General features: G+C 43.2%; 16 protein-coding genes. 6 read left to right on the forward strand and 10 right to left on the reverse strand.

What is annotated here, in order from left to right:
- Positions 1-10 precede the first annotated feature (10 nt).
- Positions 11-3460, reverse strand: a complete 3450-nt coding sequence (locus ACFQZS_RS05425; protein ID WP_377098055.1) for a SusC/RagA family TonB-linked outer membrane protein — start codon at positions 3458-3460, stop codon at positions 11-13.
- Between the two features lie 256 nt (positions 3461-3716).
- The gene (locus ACFQZS_RS05430) at positions 3717-4847 is read right to left on the reverse strand and encodes a FecR family protein (RefSeq protein WP_377098057.1); all 1131 of its coding nucleotides are present in this window, start codon (positions 4845-4847) and stop codon (positions 3717-3719) included.
- 126 nt (positions 4848-4973) lie between these two features.
- Between ACFQZS_RS05430 and ACFQZS_RS05435 the strand changes: the two genes are divergently transcribed.
- A complete protein-coding gene (locus ACFQZS_RS05435) occupies positions 4974-5555 on the forward strand; it encodes an RNA polymerase sigma-70 factor (protein WP_377098060.1) in 582 nt (193 codons plus the stop codon).
- A gap of 46 nt (positions 5556-5601) precedes the next feature.
- Here the strand turns inward: ACFQZS_RS05435 and ACFQZS_RS05440 are convergent, their stop codons facing one another.
- Positions 5602-6396: a GLPGLI family protein gene (locus tag ACFQZS_RS05440; protein ID WP_377098062.1), complete on the reverse strand. Its 795-nt coding sequence runs from the start codon at positions 6394-6396 to the stop codon at positions 5602-5604.
- A 5-nt stretch (positions 6397-6401) separates the two neighbouring features.
- Entirely contained in the window at positions 6402-9182 is a 2781-nt protein-coding gene (locus tag ACFQZS_RS05445; RefSeq protein WP_377098063.1) for an outer membrane beta-barrel protein, read from the reverse strand.
- A gap of 353 nt (positions 9183-9535) precedes the next feature.
- On the opposite strand from ACFQZS_RS05445, the gene ACFQZS_RS05450 reads away from it, so the two are divergent.
- The 3 genes from ACFQZS_RS05450 (at position 9536) to ACFQZS_RS05460 (ending at position 11262) form a co-directional block, all read left to right on the forward strand.
- Entirely contained in the window at positions 9536-9862 is a 327-nt protein-coding gene (locus ACFQZS_RS05450; RefSeq protein ID WP_377098065.1) for a hypothetical protein, read from the forward strand.
- Positions 9863-9933: 71 nt separating this feature from the next.
- The gene (locus tag ACFQZS_RS05455) at positions 9934-10842 is read left to right on the forward strand and encodes an AEC family transporter (protein WP_377098067.1); all 909 of its coding nucleotides are present in this window, start codon (positions 9934-9936) and stop codon (positions 10840-10842) included.
- 57 nt (positions 10843-10899) lie between these two features.
- A complete protein-coding gene (locus ACFQZS_RS05460) occupies positions 10900-11262 on the forward strand; it encodes a response regulator (protein ID WP_377098069.1) in 363 nt (120 codons plus the stop codon).
- 47 nt (positions 11263-11309) lie between these two features.
- On the opposite strand, the gene ACFQZS_RS05465 is transcribed toward ACFQZS_RS05460, so the two are convergent.
- Positions 11310-11852 (reverse strand): hypothetical protein, encoded by a 543-nt coding sequence (locus ACFQZS_RS05465; RefSeq protein WP_377098071.1) that lies wholly within the window; start codon positions 11850-11852, stop codon positions 11310-11312.
- A gap of 87 nt (positions 11853-11939) precedes the next feature.
- Here ACFQZS_RS05465 and ACFQZS_RS05470 point away from each other — a divergent pair, with 87 nt between their 5' ends.
- Both ACFQZS_RS05470 and ACFQZS_RS05475 read left to right on the forward strand, forming a co-directional pair.
- Entirely contained in the window at positions 11940-12962 is a 1023-nt protein-coding gene (locus ACFQZS_RS05470) for an LLM class flavin-dependent oxidoreductase (protein ID WP_377098073.1), read from the forward strand.
- 40 nt (positions 12963-13002) lie between these two features.
- A complete protein-coding gene (locus ACFQZS_RS05475; RefSeq protein ID WP_377098075.1) occupies positions 13003-14637 on the forward strand; it encodes an ABC-F family ATP-binding cassette domain-containing protein in 1635 nt (544 codons plus the stop codon).
- Positions 14638-14694: 57 nt separating this feature from the next.
- On the opposite strand, the gene ACFQZS_RS05480 is transcribed toward ACFQZS_RS05475, so the two are convergent.
- From ACFQZS_RS05480 to ACFQZS_RS05500, 5 genes are all read right to left on the reverse strand, one after another.
- Entirely contained in the window at positions 14695-15120 is a 426-nt protein-coding gene (locus ACFQZS_RS05480; protein WP_377098077.1) for an organic hydroperoxide resistance protein, read from the reverse strand.
- Between the two features lie 61 nt (positions 15121-15181).
- The gene (locus ACFQZS_RS05485) at positions 15182-15769 is read right to left on the reverse strand and encodes a TetR/AcrR family transcriptional regulator (protein WP_377098079.1); all 588 of its coding nucleotides are present in this window, start codon (positions 15767-15769) and stop codon (positions 15182-15184) included.
- Between the two features lie 78 nt (positions 15770-15847).
- Positions 15848-20041: a non-ribosomal peptide synthetase gene (locus ACFQZS_RS05490; protein ID WP_377098081.1), complete on the reverse strand. Its 4194-nt coding sequence runs from the start codon at positions 20039-20041 to the stop codon at positions 15848-15850.
- A 20-nt stretch (positions 20042-20061) separates the two neighbouring features.
- A complete protein-coding gene (locus tag ACFQZS_RS05495) occupies positions 20062-23925 on the reverse strand; it encodes a non-ribosomal peptide synthetase (RefSeq protein WP_377098083.1) in 3864 nt (1287 codons plus the stop codon).
- A complete protein-coding gene (locus ACFQZS_RS05500) occupies positions 23910-25592 on the reverse strand; it encodes a condensation domain-containing protein (protein ID WP_449288895.1) in 1683 nt (560 codons plus the stop codon). The genes ACFQZS_RS05495 and ACFQZS_RS05500 overlap by 16 nt, the downstream gene beginning before the upstream one ends.
- Positions 25593-25702: the final 110 nt, after the last annotated feature.

The following is a 25702-nucleotide window of genomic DNA, read 5'->3' on the forward strand; positions in this document are numbered from 1 at the left end:
ATCTGTGCTATTAAAATTTTACATTTAAGTTAAGCCCTAATGTGCGGGTAGTTGGTTCGGTATGTTGCTCATATCCTAAGCGGCTGTCGCTTGTTGACGCGAAGGCTTCCGGATCAACATCAGGTATGCGTTTCATCAATAATGCTGCATTCCGGCAAAAAACAGAAACGGATAACCCTTTAACAAACTTTACATTTTTGCTCATTAGTTTGGTAAAATCGTAGGTAAGGGTAATATTTCTTAACTTGATAAAGTCGCTGCTGAATACAAATGGATCTGCAATTTGCAGGGTGCGATAATCAGCGTAAAATATTCTGGGATCAACAGATACATTATTCTTATTGCCATTAGGTAACACGCCATCAAAAACAACACCGTCACGGCCCACTAAAGATGCCTGGCTCATGCCCGATCTTAAGCCGTTCAGGGCTGTTGACGAAAACATTTTACCGCCAAATTTACCATCAATGCTCACCAATAAGCTCAGGCTTTTGTAGCGGAAAGTATTTGATATGCCGCCAATTACCTTTGAATTTGCGCTACCAAAATTTACCATGTTAGCTGATTGCAATAGTTTGCCGGAGCTACTTAACATGATCTGCCCGGCAGCGTTACGCAGATAGGTGTATGCGACCAATTGGTTCATCTCCTTGCCTACATCGTAAGTTAAATTGCCCAGAAACTCGTTGCCTGTGCCATTAAAATACACCACTGTCTGCCGGGTTTGCCCCGGGTTTAGTTCCAATACCTTTGAGGTATTATAAGCGGCATTGGCTGATATGGTCCACGAGAAATTTGAGCTCTTTGCAGGAGTTCCGTCAATTGCAACTTCCAAACCGGTGTTTTTCAGTTTTGCTATATTGACAATTGTGCTGCCATAGCCCGAAGCGGGAGACAAGTCAACCGGTAATATCTGGTTATTAGTTCTTTTGTCGTAAACGGCTATATCAAAGTTTAACCGACTATTTAGGGTTTTAATTTCCAAACCAATCTCCTTTTCGGTAACACTGAAAGGCGCTATATATGGGTTCGGGTTGCTTCCGTTAGCAATGCTTCCAATAGGATAGGTTCCGAAAAGCTGTTGCGCTATTGAATAAGTAAGCTGGCTGCTAAAAGGATTAACGCCATTGGCATTACCTACAGCTGCATAGCTTGCTCTTAATTTACCATAGTTTAACCATGTGATATTGGGCAACAATTCAGAAAAAATAAAACTTGCACTTACAGATGGGTAATTGAACGAATTTTTAGGATTAGCCACTATTGAACTTGGTGGTGTAAGTACCGAAAAATAGTCAACCCTGTCGGTAACATTCAAATACAAGAAATCTTTATAGCCAAAATCTGCAAACGCGTAAGCGGAGTTTACCTGCGATCTGCTGATACCGTAGTTTTGGGTTTTAGTAACGCCGTTACCTATACTATAGAGGTCTTTCACAATAAAGTCTGTTACCCCTTGGGTAGTGTTGTTATTATTAACTGTATACATATTACCACCAACACTCGCGTCTATTGAAAAGTCGCCGATCTTATGACTGGTTCCTAACAGGAAATCCATATTCATTTGCCTGTTAAAACCGGTGTTAATATTGTAAGTTCCGGCCCAGCCCGTGTTTGTACTGTTACGCAGCGGAACGCCTACGCCGTGAGGCAAATTGCTTTCGTTGGTGTTGTAGCCTAAGTCTGCGTTTACACGTCCCTGCAGGTACAACCACTTAGTAAAATCATACCTGGCCGAAATGGTGCCCAGCCAACGGTCTCTTTTAGCATAATTGAACATTCTGCCAATAAGATAATAAGGGTTGGTTAATAGCGCGCCAAAAGGGTTATTCGGATATAGGTTACCGTCAGGACCAACAGCACTCGCTTTCAGCGTCTCGTTAGAAAGTGTTAAAGGCATACGGTGAAGAAAGCTTGAAAACCCAATGCCCTGAACACCAACCATCGGAGGATTATTGTTTTCTTCGTGTGTATAATTAATATTGGCCACAAGTGATAGCTTTTCAGTTATCTTGCTGTTTAGGCCAAGGTTAAATATCTTTTTATGATAATCGTTATTAGGCGAAATACCGTTAGCATCCTGGTTGGAAAACGAAATTCTGAAGCTTGTTGAAGCATTTCCGCCAGAAAGGGCTACTGTATTTGTGAGCGAATTACCTGTCCTGTAAAATTCTGTTATGCGGTTTTTATCGGGCGAATATGGTCTCAAAACACCGTCATATTGTATTGTTGGAACGCCATCATATTTTGCACCCCATGATTGGCTGCCGTTTGCTACTGCATCTGACACCGATACCGGGCGGTTGCCACCAACACCTGTACCATATACAGTTTGGTAGTTAGTATAATCCAACGCCTGGTTAGATGAAAAATTTGAAGAGATCTCTACACCGAATTTTGAATTTTTAGCACCTGTTTTGGTGGTTATAATAATCGCGCCGTTTGCGGCTCGTGAGCCATATAGCGCAGCAGATGTTGCACCTTTGAGCACCGTCATAGACTCAATATCATCCGGATTTATTTGTTGCAGGTTGTCGCCCTGATCTATACCCGGCGCACCCTCTGCGCTACGCGAACCTTGATCCATTGGCAAACCGTTAATAACTATTAGCGGCGAATTGGTTTGACCGGAAAACCCCGACTGCCCACGCAAACGAATGCGATTACTTGCACCGGCACCCGCGGCCGGCGGAGCGATATCCAAACCAGCTATTTTACCTTCTAAAGAAGTCATTACGTTGGTAGTGCGGTTTTGGGTTATCTCGTCAATTTTCACAGAGGTTGCTGCATAGCCCAGCTTTTTAGATTCCTTTTTTATGCCTAAAGCAGTTACAACAACTTCGTCAAGGGCTTTTGTTTGTGTTTGCAATACAACGTTTATAACAGTGCGGGCCCCAACAGTTTCGATTTTGCTTTCGTAGCCTATATATTGAAACACCAGCACAGAGTTGTTGCCGGCTACCGCAATGCTATAATTACCATTTTGATTGGTAACAGTTCCGCTTGATGTACCCTGCTCAGATACACTAACGCCAACAAGTGGCTCGCCTTTACTGTCGGTTATCTTACCAGTTACAGTTACGGCAATAGGCTCTACTATTACTGAACCGGGCTTTTCTGCTGCAGAGGCTCCATCAACCTTAATTTTACTCAATACAATACGGTTGCTAATTACCTCAAATGCAATGCCTCGTGGTACTAACAACTTCGCAAGGATATCCCCAAGCTTTTCGTTTTTTGCTTCGACGTATATTTGCGCTTCCTTTTCAACAAGGCTGTTGCGGTATACAAATCTATAGCTGGTTTGCTTTTCCAGTTGCGTTAAAGCGGTTTTAAGGTTTGAGTTTTGAATATTAAAATCAACCCGCCGCTCTAACAAAGCTTGCCCTATGCTTGGATTTGCATAGGACATTCCTGTAAAAAAGAGAATTAGTACAATCTGACCAAAAGTGATTTTCATAATTTTCCAGGAAAAATTATTTGGTAAATAAATTTTCATACATTTAAATGTTAGTTTTTTAAAAAAAATGAAACAAAAAAGACCACTTCACCTTGAAAAAGGCGTTCAACAGGGTCTAAACTTTAAGGAATAGAAGTGTCTCCAGCACTCCTGTTCCTTTTTTTTAGTAAAAGAATATTTAGCTTATTTTTTTATCCATACGGGTTAATTTAGGTTAACTGATTTTATAACTGGTTTTTTTTATAATTGGCTGATATTAATTGCTTTGTAAAATAAATTGGTTACCCTTTACGGTATAACTAACATTTAAGCTTTTATTTATTATTTCCATAATTGATGGAAGGCTTTCGTTAGTAAAATCGGCATTCAAATAATCGCTGTTGATCTTACTATCAGTTGATGATATATTAACTTTAAATTTTTTGCTGAGTATTCTAAACACCTCCGGCATGGGTGTATTTTCAAAGGATATACTTGTGTTTTTCCAAATGCTGATAGATGGATCGGTAATTTCCACGTTCTTTTTAAGGAAGTTTAATTTCCTGTCGTATATCGCTTCCTGATCAGGAGTCAGCATCAGCTCCTGTCTTACAGCGGTAACAGCAACTTGCTTTACATCTGATGTGGATTTAGGCTGAACGGCAACACTTACAGACACTCTACCGGTTACCACACTTACCTTGGTCAATTCATTCTTATAGGCCCTTATACGGAAGCTTGTTCCCCATACCTTGGTCACGGTATTCTCGCTGAAAATTGAAAATGGCCTTTTTTTGTCTTTAGTTACTTCAAAAAAGGCTTCCCCTGTCATTGACACTTGCCGGTTGTGTACAGCAAAAGATTTTGGATAGGTTAGTTTTGAATTAGGGCTAAGCCATACCCTGCTACCATCTGACAATACAATTTTTTGGATGGCATTGGTTATGTTATTTGCCACAACGTTATTATTAGCATGTTGCTGCTTACTTGCGGCTACATTAAGGCTCCTTTGTGCCCCGTTATTGATAAGAAAAAAACACAACAACACAGCAGCAGCTATACTTGTAGCAAACAAAACTACTCTTGCGCGGCTGGGTTTTACCTGGTCTAAACTCCGCTCCTTCCCTTTTTCACCATATCCGATATTTTCCAGAATATTGCCTAACATTAACTGCTTAAACAATTGTTGTTCTTGTTCAGAAAGCTGGGAGATATCGTCGCTTGATGAATCAAACGAATCATACCATGAATTGATCTCGGCAATTTCAATTTCATTGCACTCGTCTTTGAAATATTTTTCAAGTAGAGCTACAGATAGGTCTTTTTTCATGAAGAATTTTAATACAGAAATAAATCGGTCTATGTAAGCATGTACCTTAACCTGCGCCTTACCCTTAGTCTTTATCAAAATATTTTTTTATAAATGTTACATTAACAATTATTTAAAATAAATAGCTAAATTGAATTTAATTATATATCCGCAAACCGAAATTTTTAGACACTGCTGCTTAAAGCAAATTGCTTCAATTATAAAATGACGAAGTTAGCTGCCCTTTCAGACGATGAATTAATAGCGCTTTTACAAAGTGGAGATATTGCGGCGTTTGAAGAAATATACAACCGCTATTGGCTTGAGCTTTATAGCTCTGCTTATAAAAGACTAAGAGAAAGGGAAGCCGCGCAGGAAATTGTTCAAAATTTCTTTACCACATTTTGGATAAATCGTCGCCAGCTAAAAATACACACTTCGTTAACGGGGTATTTACATACGTCTATCAAATATCTAGTATTAAATTACAAGCGCGCAGAAGCTGTAAAAAACAGTTATAACGAGTCGCTTTTAGTTGTAAACGACAATCAACTTGAAAACCCGACCGAAAGCTATATAAATTATAAGGAGCTAAAAGAAACCGTTGACGCGTTTGTTAGCCAGCTTCCGATAAAATGCCGATCGGTTTTTGAACTTAGTCGCAATCAGCATAAAACAAACAGAGAGATAGCTAAACAATTGCAAATTTCAGAAAAGACAGTCGAAAGCCATCTCACCAAGGCCATTAGGTATTTAAGAACCAATATAGATGCCTTACTGGCAATACTTGTAATTATAAAACGCTGATGAAACAGTCAAAAAAAAGTGCCGTTATAACTAACGGCACTTTTTTTTACAGTAGTCCTAGTATTTTAAGGTAATAGTCCACATTTATACCGCTTACCCGGTAGGCATCCATCCCTTTTTTTATGGTGGCTATCAATTGCTGGGTAGTAACCGGCTTTCCTTTTTTTGGAGGCGCTATTGCCTTAGCGGGTTCCGAATCAACTATTTTGGTAGCTACCCATGATACATTCTCATGCGGTATGGCTAACTGCAAAATCATGCCCGGCAAGCCGGTAAACAGTTCAGGCCCGCCGCTAACTCTTATTTTGTCTGCGTAAAACGCTACAACGTATATAGAATCTGATATTATCCCATTAGCTCGGATACAATTGTAACCTAATATATCGCGGGTCTCGTTAGTTATTCTCCATTTTACTTTACGTGTGCTGTCACTTAGCAAAAACTGCTCGCCCATGGCATCTTTCTCCATCACAATTTTGCTTGCAGCAAGGTCTGTATAAATGGTATTAGATTCGGCAGTTATCGGGTTTAACTGAAAGCTCTGGTAAGGTGTAACAGGCAGAATAGGCGTAAGTAAGGTTTTATTACCGCTAAAGCTTAAGCTGCTGTTAAACGTTGCAAATTGTGATTGCGTTTTTTTGTACTGATCTACAACCTGTGTTATTCTTGCTTTTATGTTTGCATCGGCAGATGGTGCAACTACGTTCCCCATTACCTGGAAAGTGTTAACCCTTTTCTGATACTCAATAGTTCCGCTGGTAACAAAACGAACGCTTTGCTGCGCAAATAAAGTAGTGCCTGTAATTAATATAGTGATGAGCGTTATGATTGTCTTTTTCATGATAATTAGTTTGTTGCTGCTGATGTTCCAAATTTTGTAAAGTCCCAGCTTACGCTTAGCAAAAAGTATCTCATTATGGTGTTAAAGCTACTTTGCGAGATTTGAGTTGACGTTACACTCCTGCTTAGCGTTGGATTGGCATTCAGCAGATTTATACCCGATAGCGTCAATTTCAATTTGTCTTCTTTAAGAAGTGTTTTACTTAACGAAGCATTTAATATGGTCATATTAATAGCCGGAATATTCTGTGTTTTTGCAGAATAACGGTAATTCACATCAGAATTTAAGATAAATTTCAGAGGTAGATAAAGAGCGCCCCGCGCGTTAACATTCAAACCCGCAGCGTTATTATTATTTTGCGGTATTAACGAGTTTTTATTAAAACTGTAGGTAGGCGCTACGCCAACTTGCAATTCGTATTTTTGAAATTTAACGGTTTGCATCCCTACCTGTACCGTAAAGCTGGTTTGGTCTACCCGGTTTAAGCTATCATTAATAAAGCTATAGTTTGCGCTTCTGCTTCCGTTAAGGGCTAAGCGTATATCTACCTCTGTGCCGGTTATGCGTTGGCTTCCTTGCGCTGTAAAGTTTACATTGTATTGCCTTTCGCTACTTAGGTTAACATATTGGGTAACTGTTTTACCTGTCTTAGGGTCATTGGTTATTTTGGGCACTATCTGGTTTTCAGTTAAATTACCTGAAGCAACCAACGCCAGCGACTGCCTTGTTATAATTTTTTGTGATTGATATATGGTTTGTAAACTGTGACTGAATTGTGCCTTCAGATCAGGATTACCAATAACTGTGTTTAACGTATTACTGTTATTAAGTATCGGTTGTAATTGGTCTACACTTGGTTGCGACATGTTACCTGAATAACTAAGTAAAAACACTTTTTGTGCCGACGGTTGATATTGATAAGTTGCCTGAGGTGACCAGTTAACAAAACTGCGTTTAAACACCCTGCCGCTATATCGTTCAGTCTGCTCATAATCAACAAGCGATGCGCGGGTACCGAAGTTTAAAATGGTTTTATTTTTACGGTAATTGAATATACCTCCAAAACGGTTGGTCAATGTATTTATCTTGAAGTCGTTACTATAAATGTTGTTAAAGCTGTTATACAGCCCTGATCCTGATTTGTCAAAGGTTGGTTTATCAGAATTTGTATTGCTTATACCCAAGCCGTAATTAAGCTGTAACGCAAGGTATTTTGACAAGGGCTCGGTATAATTCATGTTACTGCTAAATGATGTGTTTTTTGCGGTAATTGGTTTATACTGGTCGGTTGTTACGCTATCAGGTTTATTAGTCCTGTACTGTACCGAGTACAAATAGTTTTCTGCTATATTCTCGGCATAGGTTTGAGACACTGCCCATGAAAAAGTACGCGTAGGCTTTTTAAATTTATAGGTGTATAAGGCATTTAAATTTATCCCTTTCTGATGATTGTCAGAACTGGTTATCCTTCTTTCATTCGTTAATATATTACCCGTTTCGCCTACTATGGTTGTTAACAGGTTATTATCAACTCTTAAGTGCTTTGTTATTGCATCCACACCTATTTTCAGTGTTGATGAAGTGTCCAACTTAGTAAAATAAGTAAGATCAGCCTTTTGTCTGAACGTGTTGTTGTGCAGATCGCGGTAGGCGGTTTGATCCTGTTTATTACCCGGTATAGTTACCTGCGTTGATGAGTTATATACGCCTTTTACATCAAGCGTACCCACTTTATAATTAGCGTTTAAGGTAGCATCATTTTTTATCTTCGTATCATAATGCGCTCCGCCTGCCTGAACTTCCGGCAAACCGTTACCATTGTAATTGCCTGAGCTGGCATCCAGATCATCATCGCCTCCGCCCTGTACAAATATGCCCCCATTATCGGCTATCTGCGCGTAATTGTTTGATGAGCCAATCCTGCTGTTATCCGCTGCGCCCAGGCCGGTTTTTCCGGTGTTTGCAAAGGTGCCATAAGCGGCAAATTTACTTCTGGCGGTAAATTTATTAAATATGCCCTGTGCCTCGTAATAATCATCGGTACCTGCGCCCGCCGATATTTTGCCGAAGATGCCTCTCTTCTTGTCTTCCTTCAGTTTAACATTTATGGTTTTTATCCGCTGTCCATCATCTATCCCGGTAAATGATGCCTGATCGCTCCTCCTGTCGTATATCTGCACAGAAGAAACCATATCACCACGCAGGTTTTGGGTAACAAGGGTTGGGTCATCACCAAAAAACTCCTCACCATCCACCAGTACTTTTGGTACGGCCTGCCCATTCACAGTAATTTTACCATTTTTATCTATCACTACACCGGGCATCTGTCTTATCAGATCCTCTACCTTTGAGTTAGGCTGTATAACATACGCCTTAGCGTTATACTCCAGCGTATCTCCTTTTATTTTAATTTCCTGCGGGGTACTCTTTATGGTTACTTCACCCAATGTCTTTGCTATCACGCTCATGCCAACATTCCCCAGATCGTTAACATCATTGGGTGCTGCCAGGGTAAACTGACTCATTTTATTGTCGTAGCCAGGGTAAGTAACAAACAACAGGTACTTGCCGGCCGGCAGCCCGCTTATGCTAAAAGCACCGTTATCATCAGCATAAGTAAATTTGCGTAAAACCGAGTCTTTGGCGTTAAGAACGCTTACACTGCCGCTAAATTTAGCTTTCGTGACGGAATCGATAGTAACGCCCTTCACAGTGTGCGAGGTTTGCGCAAAGGATGTTTGCGCGAAGAGAAAAATGGCTAATAATGCCCAAAATGTAAATTTCATTTAATTGCGGTAAGGGGTATAAGTTTTAATATAAACTAATTTTTAAACACAACGTAACCAGTTAATATATAAGTTAGATGTATAACATAGTACTCTGTTACACCTTTTTAATATTATTTAGTTAGTGGCTTAGTTTGATACAATATTACACGTAGCGACGAAAATTATTGTTCGTTTGTATAAACCCGAACAAATTATTTTGTAATAGCGTATCAGTTATTATAGCAACAGTTATTTGCAGGGGAAAGAATAATCGCGAAATAACAGATTACTTAAAGCCAATATTAAGTTTTTGTTAGGGCGGTTTACATTGTTGATGCAATGCTTATATTGCCTGCTTTAGATGAAATAATATGGATTTTAATGTGGTGGCACTGGAGGTATCAGACCTCATTGCCCATTTTGACTACTATGACCGTTTGATAACAAACGTAATTGTTGCCGAAGAGCAGACCAGGCTTCGTAACAAAAATCAAGACCACCTGGCTAAGTTTTTTGCAGGCGTTGAATTTTATAATGATAATAATCAGTTGCGCCCGCTTTACGAAACCAAAGACCAGATAATCTTTAAACTAAAAAGCATAAAGACCAACGATGTGCATGATCTGGTTGAAAAGTTGGAAAAGGATGCTAAAAAAATAAAAAAGCTTTATAAGTCGTTACATAGAACTGAAGCATAATTTATTGCATCTGAGGCTACGCCGCAATAAGTATTTTAATTATTAAATTTGCAGATAGTATTTTCCCGTCTGTGACCAACTTTTTAATAATCGGCATATGCCTAATTGCCGGAATATTTGTAAGACGATTAAACATTTTACCTTTAGATGCACACAAGGGCATTAATGCGTGGTTGCTTTATTTGGCTATGCCGGCAGTTTCTTTTAAATACCTGCCGCACATCCAATGGAGCTTGCATTTACTTTTTCCGCTATTAGCGCCGGTACTGGTCTGGGTGGGTGCCTACGCGTACATCCGCTTTTATTCGGCACGTGCAAAACTGTCCAAATCTACTGCCGCAGGATTAACCTTAACAGGCGGAATAAGCAATACATCATTCCTGGGTTTCCCTATGGTGGCCGCCTTTTTTTCTGACAAGGATATTGCTATAGCCGTTATATGCGACCAGATTGGCTTTATAATATTAACTACACTTGGTGTGGCGTTAGCTATACATTCGTCATCTGCATCGCAGCAGGTATCTCCTAAAGTGTTTGTAAAAAAAATGCTTTCGTTTCCGGCATTTTGGGCCTGTGGCCTTGCTTTAATTTTACCACGCTTTATTGATATATCGGCACTTGACCCGCTGTTTGATCGTTTGGCAGGAACGGTAGCTCCATTGGCCTTGTTTTCAATAGGCTTGCAATTAAGTTTTAAGGGCTATAAAAATCAATTGAAACACATATCCGCAACGCTGTTATACAAATTGTTGATCGCACCTGCCGTTCTTACTTTAATTGCACTTGCTTTTCAGCTACGCGGAGTAGTAACACAGGTAACCATTTTTGAAATGGCCATGCCTCCGTTAATGTCAGCCAGCATAGTAGCCGGTGAGTATAAGCTCAACCCCGGTTTGGCTAACCTTGTTATTGGTATAGGCATGTTATTGTGTTTTGCTACAGTAACAGTTTGGTGGTTGGTAATGCAGATTTTATTATAAGCTCTCCCACGCTGATCATTTTACACATATTTGGCGCTTGTTTTGCAGAGTAGCGGTATGGATAAAAAAGTACTTGTAATTGAAGATGAACCGATCATTGCCGAAATGATCTGTATTCTGTTGGAAACTGAAGGATTAAAAGTGATAAGTTTAGCGGATGTGAGATCAGCGAGGCAGAAAGTGCAAAATGGTGATGTTGGATTGGTTCTCCTTGATCTGACACTTAAAGGTGAAAATGGCCTTGCCATGTGCGAATACATTAAAGGACAGGACGACCTAAAGCACATACCTGTACTGCTGGTATCTGCCAACAGCGATCTGGAAAAGATCAAAACAGAATGTGGAGCAGATGATCATATTGCCAAGCCGTTTGATTTGACCGATTTTATGAGTAAAGTGCGGCGTTACGCTTTGAACTAAAATTATTGAGCCGGTTGTATCTGGCGGTGGGGCTGCTGCGCCGAAAGTTAAATCACTTCTGCTAATAGTTTATATAATTGTTTTAATACTTCTTCGCGCAAACCGGTGTTTCCGTCTGTCATTTCTTTTATCAATTCAATATGTCTGGTAAGATAGTCTTTGGCGTGGTGGCGGTCGTGTGTCATCATCCAACCTGCGTTATAAGAAAAATCTGCATATTTAACAGTTTGCGAATCGGGGCTTATCTGCAATAAGCGCTCATCTTCTAAAGCCTTACGCATTTTTTTGGGTAATGGGTTATCAGCCTTTGTAAATTGACGCGTCAGTTCGTTAACGCAGCTGTTTATATGTCCGGCTTCCTCCTCTTCATAGCCAAACCCCTTTATTTGTGCTAACAATTCAATAGATGTAACTGTTGTTTTTTCCAGCAGATCATGGCACAGCCCAATCTCGTAATTTAGAGCACCTGTACCAGCCACATGATTAGCGACTGCCAATACATGATCAAAATATGGCGCATTGGTATCTTTTATCAACTGCCCATCATGCTGCGCCTTTACCCAATTTATCAATTTAAGTCTGCGGTTCATACATTGTCAAAATAAACAAATTATGCATTTGTTTTAATCAGACAAAACCGTGATAATAGGTCGCGCCATTGATACTAACTTTGAACTATGAAAAAAATAGGATTTCTATCCTTCGGGCATTGGTCTGACCACCCTTCGTATGGCACCCGCACGGCTGGTGATACTTTATTGCAATCAATAGATCTGGCTGTTGCCGCAGAAGAATTAGGTATAGATGGCGCTTACTTCCGCGTGCATCACTTTGCGCGTCAATTGGCTTCGCCCTTTCCCTTGCTTTCCGCTATAGGGGCTAAAACGAGCAAAATAGAAATTGGTACGGGCGTTATAGATATGCGCTATGAAAATCCGCTTTACATGGTAGAAGATGCCGGTGCTGCCGACCTTATATCAGGCGGGCGCTTACAGTTGGGCATTAGCCGTGGATCGCCGGAGCAGGTTATTGAGGGTTGGCGTTATTTTGGTTACAAACCTGATGAAGGAGAAAACGATGCAGACATGGGACGTAAAAAGGCATTGGAGTTTTTACAAAGACTGGATGGTGAAGGGTTTGCTGAGCCTAACCCCTATCCTATGTTTCCTAATCCGCCGGGGTTGTTGCGCCTGGAGCCACACGCAGAAGGTTTGCGGGAACGCATTTGGTGGGGAGCGGCCTCAAATGCTACCGCTGTTTGGGCTGCAGAGAATGGTATGAATCTACAAAGTTCAACCCTCAAGTTTGATGAAAACGGCAAACCATTTCATATTCAGCAAGCAGAACAGATCAGAATATATAAAGAAGCCTGGAAAAAGGCCGGGCACGCTCGCGAACCCCGGGTATCTGTGAGCCGGTCTATATTTGCGCTGATAAATGATCAGGACAGATATTACTTTGGGCAACAGGGTAAATCAACAGATAGTTTTGGTTATATCGAACCCGAAAAACGGGCAGTATTTGGCAAAAGTTACGCCGCCGAGCCAGACAAATTAGTTAAGGAATTGGCACAGGACGAAGCAATCCAAGAGGCGGATACGCTCTTGCTGACCATTCCGAATACTTTAGGTGTTGATTACAATGTACATGTGCTTTCTGCTATTTTACAACATATCGCTCCGGCTTTGGGCTGGCGCTAATATCTGCTATCTTTGCCGCTCATTTCAATATTAGTATACTGTGATCAATGTAAATAACATTTCCGTTTCATTTGGCGGAACAACCCTGTTTAGTGATGTAACATTCCCCATCAACGAGAACGACAAGATAGCCCTGATGGGAAAGAATGGCGCCGGAAAATCCACCATCCTTAAGATAATTGCCGGCGAAGCCAAACCTACAACGGGTAACGTTACAGGACCCAAAGAGGCGGTAATTGCTTACTTGCCGCAGCATTTGCTCACAGAAGATAAACTGACAGTTTTTGAAGAAACCATGAAGGCCTTTGACGAGGCTAATAAATTGGAAAGAGAACTGGATGAGTTGAACGAGCAATTGACAATTCGTACCGATTACGACAGCGATGACTACATGAAGCTCATCGAAAGAGTATCAGAACTTAGCGAAAAAGTTTACAGTGTAGAAGAGACCAACTATGATGCGGAGGTAGAAAAGGTGCTTAAAGGCCTGGGCTTTGAGCGGAATGATTTTAACCGCAAAACTTCTGAATTTTCAGGCGGTTGGCGCATGCGGATTGAGTTGGCCAAGATCTTATTGAAAAAACCTGATCTGATCCTGCTGGATGAGCCAACAAATCACATGGATATTGAAAGTATACAATGGCTGGAAGATTTTCTTGTCAATTCTGCTAAAGCTGTGATGGTTATCTCGCATGATCGTGCTTTTGTCGATAACATAACCAACCGCACCATTGAAGTTACCATGGGGCGTATTTATGATTATAAAGCCAAATACAGCCACTATTTGCAGCTACGTGCTGATCGTCGCGTCCATCAATTGAAGGCTTACGAGGAGCAGCAACGCTTTATTGCAGATAACCAGGAATTTATAGACCGTTTTAAAGGAACTTATTCCAAAACATTGCAAGTGCAATCGCGTGTAAAAATGCTGGAGAAGCTTGAAGTTATTGAGATAGACGAAGTGGATACATCCGCTTTGCGACTGAAATTCCCGCCGTCGCCACGCTCGGGCCAATATCCCGTAATGGTAGAGGATCTTACCAAAAGCTACGGCGATCACCTAGTGTTCAAAAATGCATCTATGGTGATAGAGCGAGGTGAAAAGGTTGCATTTGTTGGTAAAAATGGCGAAGGTAAATCTACCATGATCAAAGCCATCATGAACGAGATCGATTTTGAGGGCAGCTTAAAGATTGGCCACAACGCCAAAATCGGCTACTTTGCCCAAAACCAGGCCGCGTTATTGGATGAGAATCTGACTGTATTTGAAACGATTGACCAGATTCCCTTAACCGACAATTCCCTCAAGATCAGGGATCTTTTAGGTGCTTTTATGTTTAGCGGTGATGATACTACAAAAAAGGTAAAAGTGCTTTCTGGCGGAGAGAAAACCCGTTTAGCCATGATCAAACTATTGCTGGAACCTGTAAATTTGCTGATACTGGATGAGCCCACCAACCATTTAGACATGAAAACCAAAGACATTATTAAAGATGCGCTGAAGGATTTTGATGGCACCCTGATCCTGGTATCGCACGACCGGGACTTTTTAGACGGACTGGTGAAGAAAGTATTTGAATTTGGACACAAGCGGGTTCGCGAACATTTTGAGGATATTAAAGGGTTTTTAGCCTATAAAAAAATGGATAGTTTAAAAGAGATTGAACAGAGCTAAAATGGCCCAACCAATAAAACTAAAAAGCCTGTAAATTTAAATTTACAGGCTTTTTGCTTAAACTAGCTTTATTTTAACGTTGATGTTGCCACGTGTCGCTTTTGAATAAGGACAGATTTGATGGGCACCGTCTGCAATAGCCTGGGCCACATCTTTTTCAATACCCGGCAAGTTTACATTGAGCCGGGCTTGCAATGCATAGCCTTCGGTACCGCTAACCAGGTCAACCTCTGCGTCAACAGCAGCGTCTGCCGGGAACCTTACTTTTAATTGACCAGCTACGATCTTCATCGCGCTAAAAAAACAGGCCGACCAACCTGCCGCAAAAAGCTGCTCAGGATTAGTTCCATCTCCGTTACTGCCGGGAACCGCTAATTTAACATTTAGCAGGCCATCAGAACTTTGAGCTGAGCCGCCTTCTCTACCACCTGTTGTATGCACTTTGCCGGTGTATAACACTTTTTCGATACTTTGATTTTCCATCGTCTTAAGTTTATTTGTGAGTTTATTTATGACCTATCGGTCATTTATTTATTAAAAGAAATTATTTGATATGCTCTTCTATTTCCCTTTTTAGCAGTTCTATAATGACCTGCAATTGCGCGTTACTACCCGAAACACGCGACATCAGCGTGCCGCCCTGAATCATAGCAATTGATTTTACTCCAAACTCGCTTGCGTTCCAGTCTGCTTTAAATTCTTCATCCGCTATGCCCTGCTGAATGACAGACTCCACTCCTTTTATAGATATCTGTAATACTTTGTTAACTTTTTGAGCGATAACCGGGTTGGTGTCATCGGCCTCCATCCCAAAATTAAGCATCGGGCACCCTCCATGTACTGGCGGGTTAAGCGGGTCGCTCAGAAAATCAAAATAGGCAAATAACTTACCTTTTGCTGTTTTTTGCTTATTTACAGCAGCCGATATTTTTTTAGATAAACTATCCAGGTTATAATCCACAACGGCGTTGCACAAGTCCTCTTTATTTTCAAAGTGTACGTACATGCTGCCTTTAGCCAGTTTGGTAGCTTCCATTATGTCGCTCATGGAAGTACCGGCCATACCTTTTGTATTAAATATAGGCGCTGCCTTCTCAATAATAAACTGCCTGGTTTTTTCTGCCTTTGTCATCTGCTTTAATTACAGTACAAATATAAATGACCGAACGGTCATATTTAAATAAATGTTTATTAATTACATGTGGCTGACTTATGCTTCTAATAAAGCATCCGCAATTAAAACGGCACTCTCCAAAATATCATGATGATGACAGTCTAAATTAATTACCCGCAGGTAATTTGCAACCAGTTCTACATTATTATAAGCGAGTCGTCGTTTATGCTGATTGTAGGGTTCGTCTAAACTGGCATTGCGTACCGGGTTATCTTTCAAAGCTTTAAACAACAGAACGTGTGTATGTTGCAACCTGTTGCTTATGTTTGCGCGCGAAATTTCACGGTCGGTTTCAAAGCACGACAGATATCGTTCTATTTCACTTTCGCTAACACCTTCGGGAAGATTTGTTTTAAGCTCGAGGCTCATCTCCAAGCGCGCATCATCTTTATTTTCACTATCCAGTATGCTCCACATAACCGCGTCTTTCAATATTGTATCCAATAGAAACACGTTAATGTTGCTGAAGCCTCTTTGCTCTAATATGGATGCCATTTCTAAAGACAGTAATCCACCGTACGACCAGCCCAACAGATTTACAGGTTGGCTTAAAACATAATTTTGTTCCACTTCGCGTAGATACAGCTTCGCAATTTCATGCAGGGTAGTGATCCTGTTGGCAGCATGCAGGTTATAATTGTCAATTCCGATGCACTTAAAACGTTGGGCCAGTAAATCCGCCAGGTCCTGGTACACTTCGGCTCCTGCGCCGCCCGGATGTACGAAAATCATTTTTTCGAGTTCGCTTCCGCTACCCGGGTGATATTCCTTGGCCAATCCGTTAAAATTATCCCGTTGCAAAGCGCTGTTTTTCAAAATAGCGCCAATAGATTTGAACCTGAAAAGATCCGCCACGCGAAAATCCTGGTTCAGGGCCTTAGCCATTCCCCTTGAGGCATGCAGCGCAAGCATAGAATTACCCCCAATTCTGAAGAAATCATCCGTCAGGCCAACACGATCTAATCCCAGCACGTTCTTCCATACAGCGCACAATACCAATTCTTTATCTGTTACGGGCTCAACATATCCTTCAGTAATCTGCGAAATACTTGCAACGGGTAGTGCGCGTTTATCTAACTTACCGTTAGTGGTAAGCGGTAAAAAATCCAACTCAATAAAAACGTCGGGAATCATGTATTCGGGGAGCATTTTTTGCAGCTCTGCCGTTATGCTTTTAGGGTTAATCTGAAAAGTGCTGTTTTTCTTGGTCACATAATACGCAACAAGATATTTGAGCGGGCCGGTTTCGGTATCCCTGTCCCTGGTAATCACACAGCATTGCCCTACACCGTCAACGCGTCGTAAAGCGGCTTCTACCTCACCCATTTCAATCCGGTAACCGCGTATTTTAACCTGGTCGTCATTCCGGCCTATAAATTCAAGATCGCCATTTGGTAACCAGCGACCCAGGTCGTCTGTGCGATATAAACGCGTATAATCGTTTTTTTTATCTTGCTCTGTGGCAAAAGGATTGGCTATAAATCGTTGTTCCGTCAGCTCAGGCAGATTCAAATAACCACGGGATAACCCATCCCCCCCGATATAAATTTCACCTACAGCGTTTATGGGCGAAGGATTGAAATCAGTGTCTAACACATACGCTTTTCCGTTATCGATTATTTTTCCAACCGGAACAGAACGGCTTAAGTTGATATTGTCCACTTTGCTGGTATCAAACTCAAAACTGCACAGACAAGCTTCTGAAGGGCCGTATTGATTGATCAACTTTACATCAGGCAGATGGTTTTTAATCTCGAGTACCAGGCTGCCTGGAAGTATTTCACCACAGGAATAGATGATTTTTAAAGATGTCAGCGCCTCACTGTAGCTGCTATGATTCTTCAAACTCAACAAAAATAAATTGAGATGGCTAGGTATAAATATCAGTAGATTGATCTGCTGCTGCTGTATAATACCGATCAGTTCATCAGTATTATACAGGTTGGTAGCTACAATGGTCAGTCGCGCTCCTGAAAGCAGTGCAATAAAGATCTCCCTGACTGATGGGTCAAAACTGTACGGAATTTTAGCGCCAATATTAAACGCTGCATTCACACCATGATTAGCTATAAAGTAACTGATTTTGTTCACTACCGAATGATGCTCGATCTTTACACCTTTCGGATTTCCGGTAGTGCCTGAGGTATATATTACATATGCCAGATCCGTGCTGCAGGCATTCGGTTCTAAATTAGTGTCGCTCTCTGTTTGATAAAAACCTTCTGTAAGATCGATCAGCATCACTTTCTCCGCAGGTAATTTTTCATCGCTCAATAGCCGCTGCTGACTAAGGATAATTTGCGCCCCTGTATCAGCAAGTATAAAGTCTGTTTTTTCTTTAGGATGATCTATATTGATAGGCACATAAGCCGCGCCGGCCTTTAATACGCCTAATATGCCGATGATCATTTCGAAGCCACGGTCCAGGTAAAGCGCAATGACCGTATCAACAGGTATTTGAACCGAGTTTGCTTTGTAATATTCAGCCCTTATGCGCCTGGCCAATTGGTTACTGTGCGTGTTCAGTTCAGCATAAGTTAACTGTTGACCATTGCATACCAACGCAATACTATTGGGATTGCGGCGGGCTTGTTCCTCAAATAATTTGTTAATGGTTTTATCCCGCGGAAAATCCTTTTCTGTAACGTTCCAGTCGTATATAACCCGTTTGTACTCTTGGGCACCCAGCAGTCCTATTTTGCTATAATACGCATCCGGCGTTCGCGAAAGCTGGGTTAACAAGCCTACGTAATGAGCAGCTAAACTTTCAACCGTGTTCTTCTCAAACAATGATGTAGAATAACTTATCCGGCCCTGCAGTTCCACATTGCTGCTATCTATTGTAAATGAAAGATCAAATTTTTCTACATCGTAAAAATCAAAAACAGAAAACGGGCGGAAGTAGGTTTTTGCCTGGGTTATATCCTCGCCTGCTCCAAAATTCTGCACGCTGAAAAGAATCTGGAAAACCGGGTTTCTACCCGGGTCGCGCTCTACGTTCAATTCCTCAACCAACTTTTCAAAGGGGATATCCTGGTGTTTCTGCATCTGCACTTGTTCGTTATGCACCTGCGTAACCAGTTGGCGAAAGGTTTGCTCTCTACCAAGAATAGTACGGTTAACTACTGTATTCACAAAAAAGCCTATCAGACCCTCAAGTTGCTCAAGGTGCCGGTTGGCCACCGGGCTGCCGGTAACAATATCTTGCTGCCCGGTATACTTACTCAGTAAAATATTGAGGCCGCTCAGCAAAACACTATTGAGTGTCGTACCGGTGCTTTGTGCCAACGCCCTTAAATTGGCGCTTGCTTCGGCACCTATTGTAAATTGCAGGCTAGCGCCCCTGTAATCGTTCTTAATCTGACGGGCATGATCAGCTGGAAAATCAAGTGTTTGAAAGCCCGAGAGTTTGTTCTTCCAATAGTTTAGCTGTCCCTGTAAAACTTCTCTTTTCAGATAAGCTTTTTGCCATAATGCAAAGTCTTTATATTGAATAGCAAGAGCGGGTAAGGTAAATTCATGATCGTTGGCCATATAAGCCTCGTAATAGGCAAACAGCTCATTTTTGAATATATCCAGCGTCCAGCCATCAGCAGCAATATGGTGGATGTTGATCAGCAAAATAGTACGGCTTTCGCCATCTACCGATATAACTTTATAAAATTTTGCTCTTAAAGGATTTTCTGCGCTCAGATCAAACGGCCTGTTAATATCAGCCCGGATGAGTGCATTTAAATTACCGGCATCGCTTAATATCGTCTCTTCAAAAACCAGGGGTCGGTTGTTAACTTTTTGTACAGGGTAATCCAGATCTTCCGGTTGTTGTATTGTACTTCGCAGCACCTGGTGGCGCAAAACAATTTGTTGCAGCGCATATTTAACTCCCTCCGCTTCAGTACCAGGGCCAAGTTCAAGCACTGTGGGAATATGGTAGGCGTTGGTTCCCTCTTCAAGTTGCTCAATGAACCACAATCTTTCCTGGGCGGCGCTTAACGGGTAATGGCTTTCTGTATCATTGCGCAGAATAGTTACTTCCGCGAATTTTTCTTTTGAAAGAATGCAATTATCACGAAGAATACTGATCAGACTACTACGATTATTGGATATAAACTGCCGCGTTTCATCGGTTTGCATTTTTTTAGACGTAAACAATTTAAGTGATTCGTCGGCAAGCCAGATGGCACCGTTATCCAGTCTTATTTCGCTCAAAAAATCACTGATACTTTCCATGCTTTGTTTGGTACTTTGTGTTACGCTTCCCACTCTTCGTTCTCGGGATTTAACTTCGTTACGCTGCTTTCGCCCAGCAGATCTCTTATGTTATTTAGCCTGAACAGATCGGCCAGCGCTATGTCCGTTCCCATTTCCTTATTCATACGATTTACCACTTTAATAGCCAACATCGAGTCGCCGCCAATACGGAAGAAGTCGTCTGTTATCCCTACACGTTCAACCCCTAATACCTCCTGCCATATGCGGCAAAATGCTATCTCCATTTCATCCTCCGGGGCTAAGTAGCTTTCCGGCTGATAGATCAATCCCGGCTCCGGCAGTGCCCGTCTGTCCAACTTACCACTAACATTTAGCGGGAACGATTTCATTTCTATGAAAGTAAGCGGGATCATATACTCAGGCAGTTTCTGTAATAAAACAGATTTAATGCTATCCTCATCGATCGAAGCTCTTCCCGCTTGCAACGTGTAGTAGGCTGCCAGATACTTCAGCGCACCGTCCTGCCCTTCACGCTCACGCACCAGTACGCAGCTTTGCCGTATTCCGTCTACCTCTAACAGCGCTGATTCGATATCGCCCAACTCTATGCGGAAGCCACGTATTTTTACCTGCCCATCGTTGCGACCGATAAACTCCAACCGCCCCTCTTCGGTCCAGCGCACCAGATCACCGGTTTTATACATCCGGTTATTACCTTTTGCCTTGTCATCCGCCGTAGCAAAGGGATTTGGTATAAAGCGTTCATTTGTCAGTTCGGGGCGATTCAGATAACCACGCGCCAAGCCCGCGCCGCCTATATACAACTCCCCCTCGGCACCTACGGGCACCGGGATATAGTTTTTGTCCAATACGTAAACTTTCTCGTTAAATAACGCGCTGCCGATATACGTATTTTCCTGATCATCTATTAAGTAAACCGTACTCCAGATGGTAGTTTCTGTAGGGCCATATATATTATAAACCTGCCTGAATGCCTTTTTGAGATCTTTAGCCAGAGATGACGTTAAAGCTTCGCCCCCCACTACACCTATCTTATTGTTTAAAATATGCGGAAACATGCGATAAAGCTCGCCCATCATCCCCGGCGTTTGCTGGATGACGTTACAACGCAATATCTCTTCAGCAGTGAGCGTATTTAACGAAGAAAGCGTAATACAATACCCTGTAGTTAGTGGCAATGCATACTCTAACCCAAAAATATCGAAAACATAGTTAGTAAGGCTCAATGTGTTCCTTTCAGGATCGTCTGCATGTATATCCAGATAATCATTAAAGTTATATATAAACTGTGTCAACGATTTCTGCTCCACCATCACACCCTTAGGCTTACCTGTGGTGCCGGAAGTATAGATCACATAAGCCAGGTTGTCCGGGTTATTGTATTTGGGCAGGTTCGTACTTTCTTCTGTCCGGTAGAATGATTCGCTCAGATCGGTGCAGATCAGCTTGTCTGCAGGAAGTTCTGGGTTGAGGTGCCGCTGCGTCAGGATCAGCTCAGCCCCGCTGTCGGTTAGCTGATAGGCTATCCGCTCCTTTGGATAATCCTTATCCAGCGGCACATAGGCGCCTCCGGCTTTTAACACGGCAAGGATGGCTACCACCATTTNTCCGATACGGAAGAAGTCGTCTGTTACTCCTACCCGTTCCAATCCCAGTACTTCCTGCCAGATCACGCACAAGACCGCCTCGGCTTCTGTCTGAGGGGCCGTGTAGCTTTCTTCGCCCTGGGTCTGATCCGGCTCCGGAAGCGATCGCTTGTCCAGCTTCCCGTTTACGGTCAAAGGGAAGCGTTCCAGCCAGACGTAACTTGCAGGTAACATGTATTCCGGCAGTTGGGCCGACAGGGCTGCTATCAGCTCTTCCTGCGGCTTGCTTTCCCCTGTATAGTAGGCTGCCAGGTATTTGTGCCCCCCTTTTTGCTTTAACTGTACGCTGCTTTGCCTTATACCGCTTACCCGCTGCAGCGCGTTCTCTATCTCTCCCAGCTCTATCCGGTAACCCCGAAGCTTTACCTGCTCGTCGTTCCTCCCCAGGTACTCCAGTTCCCCTGCCTTCGTCCAACGTACTACGTCACCCGTCTTGTACATCCGCTCGTAGCCTGTTTCGGCGAAGGGGTTCGCTATGAACCTGGCATCTGTTAGTTCCGGTTGGTTTAAATAGCCCCGCGCCAATCCTGCACCTGAAATGTATAACTCCCCGGGAACGTTTAGCGGTACCGGCTGATGGTACTTGTCCAGCACATATACACGTGTGTTCCAGATCGGTTGGCCGATCAACTCCACCTCATCTTTAACAATGTGTCTGGCGGTAGTATAAATGCTTAATTCCGTCGGGCCGTAAAAGTTAAACAGTTTCAGCTTAGACGACCATTGTTTTGCGGTTTGCCTGTCGCAAGGCTCTCCGGCGTAAATCAAAATTTTTAAATCTGGATAGGTTTTTAAGGGTAGCGTGCTCAACAACACCGGCGGCAGGTAAACCTGATTAATTTTATTCGCTATTAAATATTCAGACAGCACCTCATTTTCATAACGCACTTTATCTGACAGTATATGGAGTTCGATGCCATTGACCAAGCTACCTAAAATCTCGGCTACAGAAACATCAAAAACATATGATGTATAGGCGGTTGCACGATCTATTTCGCTAAAATCGCACAGGTCAAATTGTGCATTTATAGTATTAATCACGCTTTTCTGCTCCACCATCACACCCTTAGGCTTACCTGTGGTGCCGGAAGTATAGATCACATAAGCCAGGTTGTCCGCATTACTGTATTTGGACAGGTTCGTCGTTTCTTCTGTCCGGTAGAACGCTTCGCTCAGATCGGTGCAGATCAGTTGGTCTGCCGGAAGATCCGTTTCGAGTTGCCTTTGCGTCAGGATCAGCTCAGCGCCGCTGTCTGTTAGCTGGTAATCTATCCGCTCCTTTGGATAATCCTTATCCAGCGGCACATAGGCGCCTCCGGCTTTTAACACGGCAAGGATGGCTACCACCATTTCCAGGCTCCGGTCCAGCAGCAGCGCGATCAGCGTGTCCGGTGGCATCGCTGATCCTGTTCTGGTTTGGTAGGTTTTTCTGATATGTCGCGCCAAGGCATTGCTCCGTTCGTTCAGCTCACTGTAGCTGAGTGTTTGTTTTTTATATACCAGCGCTGTTCTGCCGGGGTGTTTTGCTGCCTGCTCCTCAAACAGGCCGGCTATCGTCTGATCTGTTGGATATGGTTTATCTGTATTATTCCATTCGCTGATCTGTTGGTGATAGGCTGCCTCGCTGAGTAAACTCATCTGCCGGTGTGGGGCCTCTGTTTCGCTTACTACCTGCTCCAATATCCGCTCCAGCGTTTTCAGGTGCTCCTTTGCTTTTGCTTCCTCCAGATGGACACCGTCATATCCCAGCTTCACCATCAGCTCTTCCCCCTGTTCATAAACCGTAACGTTCAGCGGGTAGTCCACCTGCTCGGCTATCCCCCGTAAACTGATCTTTGACAGTTCCTCGCCCGGGTGGTTTGCTGCTGTGTTTGCTCCCTGTGGCATCGGGTAGTTCTCATACACAAACAAACTGTGGAACAACCGCTCGCCTCCCTTTTGCAGTTTGGCCAGATCGGCGTAGCTGTTTTCGTTCATCCCGCTGATCTGCTCATGGATCTGCCGCAGCTGCCTGCTGATGCTGTTCTTATTATCCCAGTCTATTACCAGCGGAAGGGTATTGATGTACAGCCCTACGCTTTCTGCTATTCCTGCTACAGGGATGTTCCTGCCGGATACCGTAGTGCCTACTATCGTCTGCTCGCTGTTGCTGTATACCGACAGCAGCTTATGCCAGGCATACTGAAGGATCACGTTCGGCGTGATGCCTTCTTTCCGGCTCAGTTGTNGTTCCATTCACTGATCTGTTGGTGATAGGCTGCCTCGCTGAGTAAACTCATCTGCCGGTGTGGGGCCTCTGTTTCGCTTACTACCTGCTCCAATATCCGCTCCAGTGTTTTCAGGTGTTCCTTCGCTTTTGCTTCCTCCAGATGGGCACCGTCATATCCCAGCTTCACCATCAGCTCTTCTCCCTGTTCATAAACCGTAACATGCAGCGGGTAGTCCACCTGCTCGGCTATCCCCCGTAAACTGATCTTTGACAGTTCGTCGCCCGGGTGGTTCTTTTCTGTGTTTTCTATTGTGTCTGCTGTTGTTTTTGCTGCTGCTGTCTTTTCTCCCTGCGGCATCGGGTAGTTCTCATACACAAACAAACTGTGGAACAGCCGCTCGCCTCCCTTTTGCAGTTTGGCCAGGTCAGCGTAGCTGTTTTCATTCATCCCGCTGATCTGCTCATGGATCTGCCGCAGCTGCCTGCTGATGCTGTTCTTATTGTTCCAGTCTATTACCAGCGGAAGGGTATTGATGTACAGCCCTACGCTTTCTGCTATTCCTGCTACAGGGATGTTCCTGCCGGATACCGTGGTGCCTACTATCGTTTTTTCACTGTTGCTGTATACCGACAGCAGCTTATGCCAGGCATACTGAAGGATCACGTTCGGCGTGATGCCTTCTTTCCGGCTCAGTTGTTTTAATGAACGGTAAAGCCCTGTACTGAGCTGCTGCGTTTGCCATCCGGGTTTCTCCAGACCACGGTATTGCCGCTGGTCTATTGGCCGGCTCAGCAGGGCATTGATGTTGTTGGCCTCTGTTACTGCTGCCAGCTGCTCTTCCCAGTACTGCTGCGCACGGCTTTTGTTGGCTGCTATATACGCCTGTGCCTGGGGATAGGCACTGTCTGCTGCTATGTTGAGTTTTTGACCCGCCTGCAGGGCTTCGTAATTCCGGTGAACACTGCTTAACAGTACCGGGTTGCTCCAGCCATCGGCAATGCTGTGGTGCTCTGTCTTGAGAATAGTATAATAGTCTGCTGCCTGTTTGATGATATGCAATCGCAACAGTCCCGGCTGGGTCAGATCGAAGCCTTGCTTTCTGTCTGCTGCCTGGAGCTGTGCTATCGCCGCGTCTTTTGCCTCCTGGCTGTGATGGTGGCTCAGATCGTGCTCCTGCCAGCTTAAGGCGGCTGTGGTATAGATCACCTGCAGCATTTCTTCTTCCCAGTTAAAGGCTGTTCTCAGGATGGGGTATTGGCCTATTACATTTTCCCAGGCTTTTACATAGTTTGCTATATCCAGCCTGCCTTTGTAATCGTACAGCAGCTGTACCCGGTAAGCTTCGTCCTGCGGCCGCAGCAGCGCGTGATGAATAAACCCTTGCTGCAGGCTTGTTGCGGGATAAAGGTGAGTGATCTCCCTACCCGCTGTATTAGCTTTTGCGGTTAACTGATCCAGCAAGGTCTGGCTGATCGTTAATCCGGGGAAATCTACTGTGGTATAGCCTTTGCCGCTGGCTGCAAGCTTTGCCATACAATGGGCGATTACTGCTTTTAGCTCTTTTTTGTACTGTTCGCCTAAACGGGTGGTGGCTGCTGCACCCAGCGTGGTTACGATGCTGAACCTGAGCCTGCCCCCGCTTACCCCTCCGTTGATATTGATCGTATGGGGGTCTTTATTCGCTGCTGACATGGCTGTGCCGCTGGCTTCGCCCGCCAGCTGCCATTCGTTTTCCTTGTTATCAAACTGACCCAGGTAATTGAAGCTTACTTTGGGCAGGGCTTCGTAGGTATAGGACGATC

Source organism: Mucilaginibacter calamicampi (assembly GCF_042676765.1).
Classification (GTDB): Bacteria; Bacteroidota; Bacteroidia; order Sphingobacteriales; family Sphingobacteriaceae; genus Mucilaginibacter; species Mucilaginibacter calamicampi.

What these genes read in the sequence shown, in the direction of transcription:
- ACFQZS_RS05470 (WP_377098073.1), top strand. Translation starts at nt 11,940, where the DNA reads ATGAAAAAAATAGGATTTCTATCCTTCGGGCATTGGTCTGACCACCCT.
- ACFQZS_RS05440 (WP_377098062.1), bottom strand. Translation starts at nt 6,396, where the DNA reads ATGAAAAAGACAATCATAACGCTCATCACTATATTAATTACAGGCACT.
- ACFQZS_RS05480 (WP_377098077.1), bottom strand. Translation starts at nt 15,120, where the DNA reads ATGGAAAATCAAAGTATCGAAAAAGTGTTATACACCGGCAAAGTGCAT.
- ACFQZS_RS05445 (WP_377098063.1), bottom strand. Translation starts at nt 9,182, where the DNA reads ATGAAATTTACATTTTGGGCATTATTAGCCATTTTTCTCTTCGCGCAA.
- ACFQZS_RS05460 (WP_377098069.1), top strand. Translation starts at nt 10,900, where the DNA reads ATGGATAAAAAAGTACTTGTAATTGAAGATGAACCGATCATTGCCGAA.
- ACFQZS_RS05435 (WP_377098060.1), top strand. Translation starts at nt 4,974, where the DNA reads ATGACGAAGTTAGCTGCCCTTTCAGACGATGAATTAATAGCGCTTTTA.
- ACFQZS_RS05450 (WP_377098065.1), top strand. Translation starts at nt 9,536, where the DNA reads ATGGATTTTAATGTGGTGGCACTGGAGGTATCAGACCTCATTGCCCAT.
- ACFQZS_RS05485 (WP_377098079.1), bottom strand. Translation starts at nt 15,769, where the DNA reads ATGACAAAGGCAGAAAAAACCAGGCAGTTTATTATTGAGAAGGCAGCG.
- ACFQZS_RS05425 (WP_377098055.1), bottom strand. Translation starts at nt 3,460, where the DNA reads ATGAAAATCACTTTTGGTCAGATTGTACTAATTCTCTTTTTTACAGGA.
- ACFQZS_RS05465 (WP_377098071.1), bottom strand. Translation starts at nt 11,852, where the DNA reads ATGAACCGCAGACTTAAATTGATAAATTGGGTAAAGGCGCAGCATGAT.
- ACFQZS_RS05490 (WP_377098081.1), bottom strand. Translation starts at nt 20,041, where the DNA reads ATGGAAAGTATCAGTGATTTTTTGAGCGAAATAAGACTGGATAACGGT.